Below are 14,087 nucleotides of genomic sequence, written 5' to 3'. Positions count from 1 at the left end.
GGGCTTGCGTTTCTTCAATTCGAACGAGGCACTGGCATGCGGTTTTCACCCTTTGTTGAACGGATCAGTGGCCAAGGCGTTGCCGCCTGGGATATCCACTACGCGGCCAACGCTGCGCAGCGCAATGGCGAGGACGTGATCATCCTCAGCGTCGGCGACCCGGATTTCCCCACTCCCGATTTCATTACCGATGCCGCCATCCACGCCCTGCGCGAAGGGGATACCCACTACACCGAAATCGCCGGTCGCCAGGCCCTGCGCGAGGCCATTGCCGGCCGCTACAGCCAATTGATCGACCGCGAACTGCAGGCGACCAACGTCATTCTCACGGCAGGTGCGCAGAACGCCTTGTTCGCCACCTCGATGTGCCTGCTCGGTGCCGGCGACGAAGTGATTGCCTTCGATCCGATGTACGTCACCTACGAAGCGACCCTCAAGGCGTCCGGCGCCACGCTGGTGCGGGTGCCTTGTGCGGCGGACTCGGGTTTCCGCCTCGATGCCGCCGTGTTGGCCAAGGCCATTACCCCGCGCACCCGGGCGATTTTCTTCTCCAACCCGAACAACCCCAGCGGCGTGGTGCTGGGTCGTGAAGAGCTGCAAGCCATCGCCGACCTCGCCATTGCCCATGACCTGTGGGTGGTGGTGGACGAGGTCTACGAGAGCCTCGCCTATGAGCGTGAACACCAAAGTCTGGCGGCGCTGCCGGGCATGGCCGAGCGCTGCGTGGTGATCGGCAGCCTGTCCAAATCCCATGCCATGACCGGTTGGCGCATCGGCTGGGTCGTGGCCAATCAAGCCCTGGTCAACCATGTCGAAACCCTGGTGTTGAGCATGCTGTACGGCTTGCCCGGGTTTGTCATGGAAGCGGCGCTCAAGGCCGTGCAGTCCCATGACGAAGTCACCCACGGCATGCGCGAGATCTATCGTCGGCGCCGCGATTTGGTGGTGTCCGGGTTGGCGGATTGCCCGGGTATCAGCGTGCTCAATCCCGATGCCGGCATGTTCGTGCTGGTGGACGTGCGCGGCACCGGCCTGACCTCGCTTGAATTCGCCTGGCGCCTGCTGCGCGAAGCCGGTGTCTCGGTACTGGATGCCGCGGCATTCGGTGAGCCGGCCCAAGGGTTTGTGCGGCTGTCGTTCACCCTGAGTGACGAGCGACTGGCCCAGGCCTGCCAGCGCATTCGCGGCTTTGTCCAGGTACTCAATGGTGAAGCGCCCAGGCCGGTGATCGGCACGGTGACCAGCACCGCGACCGTCGAACCGGCCACCGCCAGGACCATGATCGAAGTCGATGGCCTGCACAAACGCTTCGGCAATATCGAAGTGCTCAAGGGTGTTTCCCTGACCGCCCGCGAGGGCGAAGTGATCTCCCTGATCGGTGCCAGCGGCTCGGGCAAAAGTACCTTGCTGCGCTGCATCAACATGCTCGAAGTGCCGGACCAGGGACGCATCCTGGTCGATGGCGAAAGCATTCACCTTAACCAGAATCGCCCCGGCGCACCGCTGGTGTCGGACGCCAAACAGCTTGTGCGCATCCGTTCCAGCCTGGGCATGGTGTTCCAGAACTTCAACCTCTGGCCCCATCGCACGGTGCTGGAAAACCTCATCGAAGCGCCGACCCAGGTCCTGCGTGAAAGCCGTGCGGAGGCCACTGAACGGGCCGAAGCCCTGCTCGAGCGCGTTGGGCTGGCGGCCAAGCGCAACGAATACCCGGCGTTTCTCTCCGGGGGACAGCAACAACGGGTGGCCATCGCCCGGGCCCTGGCCATGCGGCCCAAGGTCATGCTGTTCGATGAACCCACCTCGGCACTCGACCCGGAACTGGTCGGGGAAGTGCTGCGGGTGATCCGCTCCCTCGCCGAAGAAGGCCGGACCATGATCCTGGTGACTCATGAAATGGCTTTCGCACGCGATGTCTCTTCCAAAGTCGCCTTTTTGCACCAAGGGCTGATCGAGGAAACCGGTTCGCCGGACGAAGTGTTCGTACACCCACGCAGCGAGCGTTGCCGACAATTCGTCAACGCTCATCAGACTCGCTAACTCATCATAAAAAGACGGGAAAACAACATGGGAAATCGACGTTTTGCAAACTGGTTGACCGGTGCGGCCTGCGTATTGCTGGCCGGCATGAGCGCGGCCCAAGCGCAACCGATCAGGTTCGCGGTGGCAGCCGAACCCTATCCGCCATACACCGAAAAACAGGCCAATGGTGAGTGGAAGGGCTTTGAAGTCGACCTGATCCACAAGCTGTGCAGCGAAATGAAAGCCGATTGCGAAATCAAGGAAGTGGCGTGGGACGGCATCATTCCGTCGCTGCTGGCGAAGAAGATCGACGTGATCTTTTCCTCGATGTCGGTGACCGAAGAACGCGAGAAACAGATCGCCTTCAGCAAGGCCTACTACGATTCGGCGATTGCCGTCGTCGGCCCGAAAGAGGCGTCGGTGAAGAAGTACCCGGATGACCTCAAGGGCAAGATCATCGGCGTGCAGAACTCGACCGTGAGCGCCAGTTACCTGAAGACCTACTACGAAAAAATTGCCGACGTTAAGTACTACGACACCCAGGACTCGGCCAACGCCGACCTGATTGCCGGGCGCATCGACCTGATGATGGCCGACGGCACCGCCATGGCCGCATTCATCAAGACCCCGGATGCCAAGGACCTGGCCTACCTCGGCACCGTGCCTTATGACCCGATCTTCGGCAAAGGCGTGGGTGCCGGCCTGCGCAAGGACGACACCGAACTCAAGGCCAAACTGGACAAGGCCATCCAGGAGCTGCTGGCGAGCAAGGACTACGACGACCTCTCCCAAAGCTACTTCGGCACCAGCGTGAAGCCTGCGTTCTGACAGCCAGGTCGAACGCGAACCCTTGGAAAACGCAAATCCTTGTGGGAGCGAGCTTGCTCGCGATGAGGGCATGACAGTCAACATCCAAGTTGACTGAACCACCGCTATCGCGAGCAAGCTCGCTCCCACAGGGTCTGGCGGTGCTTTCTAACCGCCAACTGGAGACTGAAATGCCGGCAATGTTCGATCTGATCAATTTCACTGAGCAGGGATGGGGCAGTGCGCTGTTGAAGGGGCTCTGGATGACCCTGCAGATTTCCGCCGGGGCCTTTGTCCTCGGGCTGGCTATCGGACTGGTGGTGGCGTGTCTCAAGCTCGGCGCGCCGAAGCCGATTGCAGCGCTGATGCGCGGCTACACCACGTTGTTCCGGGCGGTTCCGGAATTGCTGCTGATTCTGCTGCTGTACTACGTCGGCTCCATGCTCCTCAATTCGCTGATGACCCGACTCGGCTACGGCGTGGTCAATGTCAGCGGCCCGCTGGCGGCCATCGTGGTGCTGGGGCTGGTGCAGGGCGCCTATGCCTCGGAGATTTTCCGCGCGGCGATCCAGGCGATTCCCTTCGGCCAGATCGAAGCGGCCAAGGCGTTCGGCCTCAACGGTTTCGGGCTGTTTCGCCGGGTTACGCTGCCGATCATGGCGCCGTATGCGATGGCCGGGATGGCCAACCTGTGGATCAACCTGATCAAGGACAGTGCGCTGATCAGCGTGGTCGGCACCAATGAGCTGCTGTACACCGCCAAGCAAGGCGCGGGGTCGACGCGCCACTATCTGTTGTTCTACCTCACGGCTGCCGCGTTGTATTACGCGGTGACGCTGGCGTCGAACTATCTTTCGGGACGGTTGGAGCGACGCATTCGTCGCTGGATGCCTCTTGTTGACTGAACCGGCAGAGAGAATGAAATGATTCCAGCGTGGATAGTTGAATACGCGGCACTGTTGGGCCGGGGGCTGCAAACCACCCTCGTCATTCTGTTGGTATCGAGTGTGTTCGGTTACCTGCTGGCGGTGCTGGTGGCGCTGGCACGGATTTCGAAAAACAAGGTGATCGCCAAGGTCAGCCTGTTCTACACCAGCGTGACGCGCGGCACGCCGTTGCTGATCCAGATCTACATCTACTACTACGGGCTGGGCAGCCTGTTTGCCCAGTTCCCGCTGATTCGTGGCAGCTTTCTCTGGCCGTACCTGCGTGATGGCTACTGGTACATCGTGTTCGCCCTGGTGGTGTCGATGGGGGCCTATGTCGGCGAAGTGATTCGCGGTGGCCTACTGGCGGTGCCCAAGGGTGAGATGGAAGCCGCGTCGGCCTTTGGCATGACGGCGCGCCAGTCGTTGTTGCGAGTGCGCTTGCCCCGAGCCCTGCGCCTGCTGTTGCCGACCCTGGCCGGGGAAACCGTGATGCTGCTCAAGTCCACGGCACTGGCCTCGACCATCGCCGTGATCGACCTGCTCGGCGCCGCCAACGTGGTCCGCGCGCAGACCCTGCAGGTGTACGAACCCTTGTTGTTGGTGGCCGCCGTCTACGTCTGCCTGACGTTCCTGATCGAGGCGCTGTTTGCCTTTGCCGAACGGCGCGGGACGCCCGTGCGCAGGTCAGCCTGATGAGTTCGCCAACGGTTGACCGCTCGCTGCAGGGCATTGGCCTGTGCACCCTGGGCTACGCGTTCCTGGCCTTGCAGGACGCGGTCATCAAATGGCTGGTGGCCGATTATTCGGTGGTGACCATCCTGTTCTGGCGCAGCCTGGTGGTGGTCGCCGCGGTGTTGCTGGCGGGGCGCCTGCGCCTGGTCCAGCGGGCCTGGCGTTCACCGAGCCGGCGCTTGCTGGTGGTGCGCGGTTTGCTGTCGATCGTCGCCTGGGTGCTGTACTACACGGCGGCCAGGGACCTGACCTTGGCCGAGATGACCACCCTGTATTTTTCCGCGCCGATCATGGTCACGGTGCTGGCGGCGGTGATCCTCAAGGAGCGCGCCAGCGGTTGGCAGTGGTTCAGCCTGGTCATCGGTTTTGTCGGGGTGGTCATTGCCTGTCGCCCCGACAACATGACCGATCCGTTGCCGATCGTCCTGACCCTGTTGGCGGCGATGTGCTGGGCGTTTACCTATATCCAGCTGCGCCAGGTGGATGAGCAGACCTCAGTGCTGGAGCAGATGCTGATCACCAACGTGGTGTTCGTGATTTGCATGGCGGTTGCCCTGCCGTGGACCCACACGCCATCACCGACGCCCGCCTGGCTGGGCATGCTCGGCGCCGGCCTGGTGGGTGGCATCGGCCAGTTCCTGTTGTTCGCCAGTTTCCGACGCGCCACCGCGACCCTGCTCGCGCCGTTCGAATACACCGGGCTGATCTGGGCGTTTGCGCTGTCGAGCCTGGTCTGGGGCACGCTGATGGACATGTCGCTGATGATCGGCGCCGGGCTGATCGCCGTCAGTGGCACCCTGGCGATGATCTTCGGCCGGCATTCTTCACAGGATGTCGTCGGTGCTGAATGCTCCGTGACGCAGCCCCTTTATCCAGCAACGACAGATGTGGAGTCCGTTGGCGGCGCTGAAGGTCTCGGGGTTCAGGCACCACTCGAGCCAGAGCCCGTCGAGCATCGCCGATAAGCCGATGGCGGCCAGGCGCGTGTCGTGAATCACGAAGCCTTCGCTGGCGGCCAGCCCGTCGAGCAACTGGCGGATCAGGTCGAGGTAGGCGCGGTAACTTTTTTCGTGGGACTGGCTGACGTGTTCGGAGTGACGGATCAGGCTCCAGAACACCACCCACACGCCGAGCAGTTTCGGGTCCATGACCCTGGGCGAGAACGAGCCTTCCAGGAAGGCATCGATCTTTTGCGCGGGTGTCTGGGCCTGCTCGATTTCCTGGTGCAGGGCGGTGGTCAGTTCGTTCGCGAGCCGCTGATAGGTGTCGGCGATCAGTGCCTCGATGCTGCCGAAATGGTGGTTTAGCAACCCCACGGACACGCCGGCTTCGGTGGCAATGCGCCGTACGGAAATCCCGGCGTGACCGTCGCGGCCCAGGCAACGCAGAGTGGCGGCCACCAGCATTTCGCGACGGTCATCGGGTTCGGCGCGGCGGTTTTTCGGGGCATCGGTTGTCACAGGGTTGTCCTTGGGTGAGGTTCCACGATTCCGAGCTTAGTTGAACGTCTGTTCAATCACCAGCTACAGCAGCGATACCACGTTTTTCAGCATTCATGACGGGAGGGAAGCCAATGCCGCAGGATATTTCGTTCAGTGTTCGCAACAACAATGGCGATGCCGTGCGGGTCGGTGCCTGGCGTTATGCAGGCGACGGCAGCGGGCCAAACGTGCATCTGCAAGCCGGCGTACACGCCGATGAAATCGCCGGGATGCTGGTCCTGCACCTGCTGATGCAACGACTGCACACCGCCGAAGCCCAGGGCCGGCTCAAAGGCAACATCACCGTGGTGCCGCAGGCCAATCCGCTGGGCATCGGGCAGTTTCGCCAGGGGCGGATCCTTGGTCGTTATCACGACGCGACCGGGCATAACTTCAATCGCTCGTTCGACCAGTCGGCGGCCATGGCGCGACCTTCGACCTGCGTTCAGCAATGGCAAAAGAAACTGGTGCAACTGGCCGCCCCGGCCGATGTGATGCTTGACCTGCACACCGACGACGAGGCGCTACCGTACCTGTACGTGCACCGCAGTTTCTGGCCCCGTGGCCGCGAACTGGCGGCGGCGATGAAGATGGACGTGGCGATCATCTGGGATGACGGCGGCGATGGCTCCTTCGAGGAAACCATTATTGCCCCATGGATACGCGACAGAGTCACAGCGGGGCGCATGGCTGCGACCCTGGAGCTGCGCGGGCAGGGCGATGTCAGCGACCGTTTTGCCGAACAGGATGCCACAGGACTGTACAACTGGCTGTGCGGTTGCGGTGTCATCGATGAGTCAGTAGCGCCTGCAGAATGGCCCGTCGAAGCCGTGGAAATGGGCCACATGGAAACCATCCTCGCCCCGCAACCCGGGGTGCTGATCTTCGAAAAAGAGCTGGGGGATTTCGTCGAGGAAGGCCAGCGCTTTGCACGGATTCTCGGGCGCCCGGGTGATCCGTCTTCCGAAGTGGTGTTGTACGCCGAACAAGCGGGGCGCCTGGTGACGCGCTATCGCGACCGCCTGATACCCCAGGGCATGGGGGTGGCGAAGTTCACCGGCAGCCGGGTGTCGCGTAACTGGAGCGGCGGGTTGCTGGACCCGAACTAAGCCTCACCTTCGCAATTGTAGTGTCATGACATTTGTGGCGAGGGGGCTTGCCCCCGTTGGGCTGCGAAGCGGCCCCCGCTTTTCTTCAGTCAGATAGTGCAGGCAGGTTTTGCGACGGCTTCGCCGCCCAACGGGGGCAAGCCCCCTCGCCACAGGTTCAGTGTAAGCCTCAGCCAACATCAGCCCGGCTCAGTTGTCAGGGAATGCTGAGGGTGATCAGGTAGCTCCCCGAGCGAACAGGGGAGCCTGCATCATCCACCAACACATACTGCTGATCGAAATAGCGACCTTCCCGACCACTGTCAGCGAGCAGTTTGACGTTGACGCTGGATTGACCGACAGCGCTCACACTGGCGGTTGGCGCGATGCTGTTTGCCTCAATCCCCATCGCGCGACTCTGGGCCGGGCATTGGTAAAGTTCGAATGTGCCATGCGTACCCACGCGTGACTGACAGCCCGGCTCGACAATGCTGCCTTGAAACCTGATGGTGCCCGGCGCCGCCAGGCACGCACCACTGAGTGCGAACAAAAGACTCAATCCCGCTGCTATACGTTTGCCGTTCATGCTTAACGCTCCTTGAGTTGTAAGGTCTAGGTCGTCAATGAACTCTAGAAGCTTGAGGCTTTTGTTGTATCGCCGTGTATCAGGGCGCCACATCTTCGTACAGCCATACAAAACCAGCTCCCCACGGATACAGCCCGGATACACCACTGGGGCCAAATAGACCTGTCAAAGCGAGATGCACAACGCAGCTCGCAACCAGGTTTATCAACCCTTGTGGCACGACCAATAGTGGTCCAGCTGCGCAAATGATCCGGAGTATCAACATGTCTCGTATCCAGTCGAACAAAACCCGTATTGGCCTGCTCGCTGTTGCACTGGTCGGCGGTATCAACTTCGCTTCCACTGCGTTTTCCGCTGAAGCCTTGCCTCAGGGCTATCAACTGGCCTCTGCGGAAAAGACCAGCGAAGGCAAGTGTGGCGAAGGCAAGTGCGGTGCCAGCGAAGCCGGCGCGCAAAAGACCCAGGCCGAGGGCAAGTGCGGTGAAGGCAAGTGCGGCGATGCTTCTTTCGCGCGCACCGACACCGATGATGACGGCCGCGTGTCGCTCAAGGAACTGCTGGCGGTGGCGCCCAAGGGCACTGAGGAATTCAAGGCGATGGACACCAACGGTGATGGTTTCCTGTCCGAAGGTGAGGTGTACAAGTTCCGCACCAACCAGTTCACTTCCAACGGCAAGAAAGTACCGACGGAACTGTTCACCAAGTTGAGCCAGGCTAAAGACTGATCGGCCGCAAACAAAAAACCCTTCCTGTGTTGAATCGCAGGAAGGGTTTTTTTGCGTGGGCAGTACTGTATGGGAGAACTTTGTGAAAGTTCACTCAAGGAAGACTTATGTGTTTCTCAATATTTCATTACTTCACCGGGCAATAACCGCTTTTCAACCCCTCCTGCCCTGGAACTCTGGAGCTAGCCATGTTGCAGCGGTGGAGGGTTGGCGAATGCTACAGGGCTCATCAACACACGGCTGCATTCGCGATAAACGGTCAGGTCAAAGTGGCGCACTTGCGTTCCCTTGGAGTTGTCTAATTAGCCTCAACCCGCTGTAACGCAGTTCACGCTTACCATCTCCATCAACGGAGGGTAGAACCATGGCTATTATCCCTGGCACCCTGGGTGATGACTTTCTGCTCGGCACCGAGGAAGACGACCAAATAACCGGCCTGGCCGGCAACGACAGCGTGTTTGCCCTTGGCGGCAACGACAATGTCGACGGCGGTGACGGCAACGATGACCTCTTCGGCGACCTCGGCAACGACACACTTCTCGGAGGCAACGACAACGATACTCTCGACGGCGGATCAGGCGCCGATATCCTCACCGGCGGTGCCGGCATCGACAGCTACTTCTGGACCGTGGAAACCGGTAACGAGTCCAGCTCCCTGAGCCAGGACCGCGTCACCGACTTCGAAGGTGCAGGTCAGGTCGGCGGCGACATCCTGCGGCTCTCCAGCTTCCCCAACCGCCTGGTCTTCCAGGGCGCTCGCAACGACGTACCCACGGTGGGAACCAGCCTCGGTTTCGGCAATAACGGCTTCACCGAAGTCTTCTTCGCCCTCGGTGCCGCCAGCACCCTGCTGTTCGCCGACTCCAACGACAACGGCATCTTCGACGCCACTGACTTCGCTGTGCAGCTGGACGGCGTCCACAACCTGGACAGGAGCGACTTCGGCACCACCGCCTTCGTCCTGCGCGGTACTGAAGGCGGCGACGTGATCAATGGCACCAACGATCCCGACACCATCTTCGGCCTGGGCGGCGGCGATGTGATCAACGGCAATGGCGGCAACGACATCATCAATGGCGGCGACGGCAACGACACCCTGAACGGTGACGCGGGCATCGACCGGATCTCCGGCGGCACCGGCAATGACATTATCAATGGTGGCGCCGACCGCGACCTTCTGACCGGCAATGAGGGCAACGACATCATCAACGGTGGCGCCGGCAACGACACCACTCTGTCCGGCGGCGCAGGCAACGACGTCGTCAATGGCGGCGAAGGCAACGACACCCTCGACGGCGACGACGGCAACGACATCCTCAATGGCGGCGTGGGCAACGACGACTTCTTCGGCGGCGACGGCAATGACCAGATCTTCGGCGAAGACGGCAACGACGAACTGTTCGCCGGCCCCGGCAACGACATGCTCAATGGCGGCGCCGGCAACGACCTGATCATGGGTGAAGGTGGCCAGGACAGTCTCACCGGTGGCACCGGCGACGACGAATTCGAGTTCTTCACCGGCTTCAACCCCAGCTCGCCCTTCGCCACCTTCGACACCCTGGTCGACTTCCAGGGCGCAGGCGTAGTGGGCGGCGACACCCTGGAACTCAACAATGAGTTCTTCTTCCGCGGCCAGGTCAATGTCAATCCGCAACTGGGCGCCGTACTGGTGGGCGGTGGCAACGGCGTGACCGACCTGTTCTACAGCCTGCGCCCTGGCAATACCTGGCTGATCGCCGACGAAAACGACGACGGTGTGCTCGACAGCCTCGACTTCACCCTGCGCCTGCAGGGCACGCACAACCTGACGGCGGGCGACTTCGGTCGTAACACGAGCCTCATCACCGCCGGCACCGAGGGGAATGATGTGCTCACCGGCACCGATGGCGACGATCGCATCTTCGGCCTGGGCGGTAATGACCAGATCTTCGGTCTGGAAGGAGCCGACTTCCTCGACGGCGGCAGCGGTGACGACGTCATCGACAGCGGCCTGGGCTTCGACGAGCTGCTCGGCGGTTCCGGCAACGACACCCTGATCGTCCAGGAATTCGCCAATGCCAGTGGCGGCGATGGCGACGACCAGCTGTTCGGGGGCGACGACCCCTTCGGCTTCCAGTCCAACCTCCACGGTGACGCCGGCAACGACACCCTGACCGCGGGCGCCAGCGGCGCTGTCATGGAAGGCGGCGTAGGCAGCGACGTATTGGTGGGCAGCAGTGTCGACGACTTCATGGTCGGTGACGTCTTCTTCGAGCCGAGCCTCGGTGCGGACAAGTTCCAGTTCGGTGCGGTGTGGGGAACGGACACCATCTTCGACTTCGAGGACGGCACTGACCTGATCGACCTGAGCACTAGCGGTTTCACCTTCGCGAGTCTCGATATTGGAGAACAGTTCGGTGAGGCATTCATTACCGTCACTGGCCAGCCGGATGTGGGAAGCATCACCTTGACCGGCGTCCCACAGGCCGCGATCACCGAGGCGGACTTCGCCTTTACCTGAGTGATCGGCGCATGCTCACGCCGGGGGATGGCGTGAGCATGCCGCGTCGCTCGCGTCTGGGCCTGGGGCTTGGCTGGAGCTTTGTGGTAGCAGTGAAACCAGAAGGGGAAAGGGGACTGATTTATTTTTTTACTCCGAATGTCGGGTCGATTTCAGCCGGTCGAGGAAGGCAGAAGTCGGCCAAAAGCAGCCTCTGACCACCGTGGAGAACATACTTTCACCACGGTGGACTTGGCTTCCCTTGGGATCTAACTAAATGTTACTCGTAACTGATAATTCCGAGTTGCTTTGCCATGAACAGTTCGTTCCGTTCAACGATCTCCTCGACCACTTTACCCTCTTTGTTAAATCGGAAGTACGTCAGGGCCGTCCACGTCAAGCTCTTGCCTGCTACGTTAAAGCCGTGCCATGTATTCGAACCGGTTGCACAATGTGTCAGCGCGACTACAACAACGTCATTTGTAACAACTTCCTTGCTGAATGTAGTTTTAATTGTCTTATATCGCTCGAGAACATTTGCGCTCAAGGCTCGTTTGAAGTTTTCCAAACCACCTATCGGAGCATCGCAGTCCGGTCGATGCACGACCACGTCGACATCGAAATACTCTGAAACTCGCTCAACATCCTTACCATCCACACAATATTTAAAGTAGTTCTTCACCGTGTCTAGATTTTTGACGTTCATGCGACACTTACCTCTCTCACATTGATAACAAGCAATAAATTCAACTGCTTTTATAAAGGCCGCCCCACTCAAAAGGAGCCGTATCCGAGCGACGTTACATCGATACGAACAAGACTTTTTGCACACTTCGCAAGTGTTTAATTGGAGCGACCCAGCGTGTCAGGCACATTCTAGGAGGGGTTATGGTATTCGTAAATCTATAATATATTAGACATGCTATCGGCTAATGGAATACCACATGAGTCTGGAACGGTTGGAAAAATGGGCGACAGTCAGGCATTTCCGCTTGGCAATTGCATTGCTTGAATATGGCAGTGTCTTGCACGCCGCACGCTCGCTGAACCTCTCACAGCCCACGGCGAGCAAGCTATTGCAGGATCTGGAGGAGGCTGTAGGGGCTCAGCTCTACACTCGGAATCGTAGAGGGGTTACGCCTACAGAGCTTGGTCGGGACTTTGTGCAGCGCAGCCGGATGATTCTTGCCCAGCTGGATCATGTATCCCAAGCAATCGACGCTCTTGGAAAGGGGCATGCCGGGCGTGTTGCCATAGGAAGCGTGTTAACAGGGTCAAGTTATCTTGTACCTGCCGCCATCGCACGACTGTGGGCAAGCCGACCAAGCATCCGCATCAAAATAGTCGATGGGGTAAGTGGCGAACTGATACCTCGGCTCATCTCGGGCGAATTGGACTTTTTGATTGGGAGACTTTCCGATGTCAGCTCAAGCGTCGTTGTCGCTCAGGAGGCGCTTTTTAGCGAAAACGCCATCATCGTTGCGCGCCGTGACCACCCACTTGCTCAGCAACCAGGGGTTGAACTGGAAGAACTCGCGCGCGAAGCATGGATTCTGCCTCCAATAGAAACTACTTTACGGAAGCAGTTCGATGATATTTTTCATCGAAAGGACATCAATCCACCACATGCAACCATAGAAACAGCATCATTCTTTAATATACTTTGGTTATTAAAGCAGACTGATCTTCTTGGAATATTGCCGCAATCAGTTATTTCTGACCCCGCACACAGTAAGGAGTTGATTCGCCTCCCGGCTTTCGAACCTCTTATTCTGGAGCAGATCGGTGTTTCCCGACTGGCAGACGCTACATTGTCACCTGCCGCTTGCGCTTTATTGGACGCACTAAGAGAGGTTATGCACAGCACCCCAAAAATGAGGGAGTGCCTTCTGTGAGAGAAAGAGTTCAAATCGTTGCAATAGCCCATCGTATGGATGGACAGCCTTGAGAACAGGCAGCAATCGGCCAGGAGCAGTCACTCAGCGCGCTTACAAAAGGAAGGACGATTCAGTTTTCTAATCAACTGACCTTGCTGCGATACCAGACGGCCGTACACCCATTATCAGCTTGGGATTTTCGTATTTCGAACTGCCGTGATTCGTGCAGGACATGCCTCCAGCTGCTGCAACCGTAGCGCTTGGGCGTCTGCTCCGGATAGGTACTACCGATCCAGCGGATGGCTGCTTCCAGTCGAGTCCAGCCAGCGTCGGCAAGCTTGGTTTCTGCTTCACGTAAACAGCTACATATTCCACTGCCAGACCAATTGACAGAGCCATCCACCAAGATACCGTCGATCAAATCTTCAAATGCTTGGCTCTGTACAAACGAAGCCATTTCAGATCGTGTCTCATCCATGGCTGTGGCCCAGCGTTGCAGATTCAGGTAATGCCGATTGATGGTTTCGTAGCGCTCCTCCAGGAATCCATCCGCCGCCTGACAGCCTGTTTCAGACCAGAGATCGAAACGCTCAAGGAAGTGGTGAACCAGCTCATTGCGCAGGTCGACCAACTCCTTGAGGGCGACCTTTGTTGCCTCATTGTGTTCGGCTGGCATTTCCAGCTGGTGTCGATAGCTGAACCAGATTTGGTCACAAGCATCGGTTTCCGTCTGTGATTCTTCTTCATTTGGGGACAGCGGCGTCAGAAAGTTTTCGGTCAACATCCCCATCAACGTGCCCATGGTCTTGTTCTGGGCACATACGATCTTCTGCTCACGGATGATAGGCAGCTGATCCGCGGGACCGCTCAGCTCGCCATACGCGACAATGGCTTTCAGCTGCCGTTCGCATTGTTGCAAACGCAACAGACACCGTCCGAGCTTGCGCTGCACTATATGTTGAATAGCAGGTACATCATCCGAGGGCATGGTAGTGACTTCATCCATGATTAACGACTCAGGCATAAGTGGTAGGGCTGGAGCGATTCACTGCAATACGCTTGCCCTGCCAAGAGGGCTTGCAACTCGTAAATCGGACGCTTTCGAGCTCAGTATAGGTTGAGTCAATCCGCTCGGACTTTTTCAACAGAATCGGTCGACAGCTGCCGCTGGCGAGTGACAGCTATGGGTCGAAAACAGTCGAAGGGTTGCCTTTTAGAAGTCGAGTTGTGGATAGGGATTCCAACTCCTTCAAGCCTCCCTCTGGTCCGCTCCAGGCCGTAAAAAACGGCGCAATATGAATCTGTCTGAGGCATGCTGCGGCCTGTGGCGGCCCTAATTCTCGGGAGCGGAGCGGTTCCTG

Annotated in this window: 12 protein-coding genes and 1 pseudogene; 9 read left to right on the top strand and 4 right to left on the bottom strand. The window is 59.2% G+C overall.

Annotated elements, in window-relative coordinates; genetic code table 11:
- The first annotated feature begins 36 nt into the window (after window positions 1–36).
- The 5 genes from ABIE16_RS15750 to ABIE16_RS15730 all read left to right on the top strand — a co-directional run bounded on the left by ABIE16_RS15750 (window position 37) and on the right by ABIE16_RS15730 (window position 5,455).
- The gene (locus ABIE16_RS15750) at window positions 37–2,040 is read left to right on the top strand and encodes an aminotransferase class I/II-fold pyridoxal phosphate-dependent enzyme (RefSeq protein ID WP_429521507.1); all 2,004 of its coding nucleotides are present in this window, start codon (window positions 37–39) and stop codon (window positions 2,038–2,040) included.
- A gap of 27 nt (window positions 2,041–2,067) precedes the next feature.
- A complete protein-coding gene (locus tag ABIE16_RS15745) occupies window positions 2,068–2,850 on the top strand; it encodes a transporter substrate-binding domain-containing protein (RefSeq protein WP_090456270.1) in 783 nt (260 codons plus the stop codon).
- A gap of 170 nt (window positions 2,851–3,020) precedes the next feature.
- On the top strand, window positions 3,021–3,734 hold the full coding sequence (locus tag ABIE16_RS15740; RefSeq protein WP_007981895.1) for an ABC transporter permease: 714 nt from the start codon (window positions 3,021–3,023) through the stop codon (window positions 3,732–3,734).
- Window positions 3,735–3,752: 18 nt separating this feature from the next.
- Window positions 3,753–4,451 (top strand): ABC transporter permease subunit, encoded by a 699-nt coding sequence (locus ABIE16_RS15735; protein WP_154908666.1) that lies wholly within the window; start codon window positions 3,753–3,755, stop codon window positions 4,449–4,451.
- Window positions 4,451–5,455, top strand: coding sequence for a DMT family transporter (locus tag ABIE16_RS15730; RefSeq protein WP_429521506.1), 1,005 nt, complete (start codon window positions 4,451–4,453; stop codon window positions 5,453–5,455). The genes ABIE16_RS15735 and ABIE16_RS15730 overlap by 1 nt, the downstream gene beginning before the upstream one ends.
- Here the strand turns inward: ABIE16_RS15730 and ABIE16_RS15725 are convergent.
- A pseudogene (locus ABIE16_RS15725) lies at window positions 5,411–5,896 on the bottom strand (TetR family transcriptional regulator C-terminal domain-containing protein); the annotation flags it as partial. The gene ABIE16_RS15730 and the pseudogene ABIE16_RS15725 overlap by 45 nt on opposite strands.
- 167 nt (window positions 5,897–6,063) lie before the next feature.
- On the opposite strand from ABIE16_RS15725, the gene ABIE16_RS15720 reads away from it, so the two are divergent.
- On the top strand, window positions 6,064–7,080 hold the full coding sequence (locus tag ABIE16_RS15720) for a M14 family zinc carboxypeptidase (protein WP_429521505.1): 1,017 nt from the start codon (window positions 6,064–6,066) through the stop codon (window positions 7,078–7,080).
- A gap of 196 nt (window positions 7,081–7,276) precedes the next feature.
- Here ABIE16_RS15720 and ABIE16_RS15715 read toward each other — a convergent pair whose 3' ends face one another.
- Window positions 7,277–7,645 (bottom strand): type 1 fimbrial protein, encoded by a 369-nt coding sequence (locus tag ABIE16_RS15715; RefSeq protein WP_218496489.1) that lies wholly within the window; start codon window positions 7,643–7,645, stop codon window positions 7,277–7,279.
- A gap of 263 nt (window positions 7,646–7,908) precedes the next feature.
- On the opposite strand from ABIE16_RS15715, the gene ABIE16_RS15710 reads away from it, so the two are divergent.
- Both ABIE16_RS15710 and ABIE16_RS15705 read left to right on the top strand, forming a co-directional pair.
- A complete protein-coding gene (locus ABIE16_RS15710) occupies window positions 7,909–8,370 on the top strand; it encodes an HvfA family oxazolone/thioamide-modified RiPP metallophore (protein ID WP_090456262.1) in 462 nt (153 codons plus the stop codon).
- 364 nt (window positions 8,371–8,734) lie between these two features.
- Window positions 8,735–10,870 carry a calcium-binding protein gene (locus ABIE16_RS15705; protein WP_429521504.1) on the top strand — a complete coding sequence of 712 codons (2,136 nt, stop codon included), beginning with the start codon at window positions 8,735–8,737 and terminating at the stop codon, window positions 10,868–10,870.
- 259 nt (window positions 10,871–11,129) lie between these two features.
- Here ABIE16_RS15705 and ABIE16_RS15700 read toward each other — a convergent pair whose 3' ends face one another.
- Window positions 11,130–11,555, bottom strand: coding sequence for an ester cyclase (locus ABIE16_RS15700; RefSeq protein WP_429521503.1), 426 nt, complete (start codon window positions 11,553–11,555; stop codon window positions 11,130–11,132).
- A 238-nt stretch (window positions 11,556–11,793) separates the two neighbouring features.
- On the opposite strand from ABIE16_RS15700, the gene ABIE16_RS15695 reads away from it, so the two are divergent.
- The gene (locus ABIE16_RS15695) at window positions 11,794–12,744 is read left to right on the top strand and encodes a LysR family transcriptional regulator (RefSeq protein ID WP_429521502.1); all 951 of its coding nucleotides are present in this window, start codon (window positions 11,794–11,796) and stop codon (window positions 12,742–12,744) included.
- A gap of 124 nt (window positions 12,745–12,868) precedes the next feature.
- On the opposite strand, the gene ABIE16_RS15690 is transcribed toward ABIE16_RS15695, so the two are convergent.
- On the bottom strand, window positions 12,869–13,732 hold the full coding sequence (locus ABIE16_RS15690) for an OST-HTH/LOTUS domain-containing protein (protein ID WP_429521501.1): 864 nt from the start codon (window positions 13,730–13,732) through the stop codon (window positions 12,869–12,871).
- Between the last annotated feature and the right edge of the window lie 355 nt (window positions 13,733–14,087).

It is taken from the genome of Pseudomonas sp. 2725 (assembly GCF_050434585.1).
Lineage (GTDB): Bacteria > Pseudomonadota > Gammaproteobacteria > Pseudomonadales > Pseudomonadaceae > Aquipseudomonas > Aquipseudomonas jessenii.
Note: the sequence above shows the minus strand (reverse complement) of the source record. Positions and strands in the feature narration are given on the sequence as shown.

Excerpts from the sequence above, each read along its gene's own strand:
- ABIE16_RS15750 (WP_429521507.1), top strand. The coding sequence starts at position 37 with ATGCGGTTTTCACCCTTTGTTGAACGGATCAGTGGCCAAGGCGTTGCC.
- ABIE16_RS15745 (WP_090456270.1), top strand. The coding sequence starts at position 2,068 with ATGGGAAATCGACGTTTTGCAAACTGGTTGACCGGTGCGGCCTGCGTA.
- ABIE16_RS15740 (WP_007981895.1), top strand. The coding sequence starts at position 3,021 with ATGCCGGCAATGTTCGATCTGATCAATTTCACTGAGCAGGGATGGGGC.
- ABIE16_RS15735 (WP_154908666.1), top strand. The coding sequence starts at position 3,753 with ATGATTCCAGCGTGGATAGTTGAATACGCGGCACTGTTGGGCCGGGGG.
- ABIE16_RS15730 (WP_429521506.1), top strand. The coding sequence starts at position 4,451 with ATGAGTTCGCCAACGGTTGACCGCTCGCTGCAGGGCATTGGCCTGTGC.
- ABIE16_RS15720 (WP_429521505.1), top strand. The coding sequence starts at position 6,064 with ATGCCGCAGGATATTTCGTTCAGTGTTCGCAACAACAATGGCGATGCC.
- ABIE16_RS15715 (WP_218496489.1), bottom strand. The coding sequence starts at position 7,645 with ATGAACGGCAAACGTATAGCAGCGGGATTGAGTCTTTTGTTCGCACTC.
- ABIE16_RS15710 (WP_090456262.1), top strand. The coding sequence starts at position 7,909 with ATGTCTCGTATCCAGTCGAACAAAACCCGTATTGGCCTGCTCGCTGTT.
- ABIE16_RS15705 (WP_429521504.1), top strand. The coding sequence starts at position 8,735 with ATGGCTATTATCCCTGGCACCCTGGGTGATGACTTTCTGCTCGGCACC.
- ABIE16_RS15700 (WP_429521503.1), bottom strand. The coding sequence starts at position 11,555 with ATGAACGTCAAAAATCTAGACACGGTGAAGAACTACTTTAAATATTGT.
- ABIE16_RS15695 (WP_429521502.1), top strand. The coding sequence starts at position 11,794 with ATGAGTCTGGAACGGTTGGAAAAATGGGCGACAGTCAGGCATTTCCGC.
- ABIE16_RS15690 (WP_429521501.1), bottom strand. The coding sequence starts at position 13,732 with ATGGATGAAGTCACTACCATGCCCTCGGATGATGTACCTGCTATTCAA.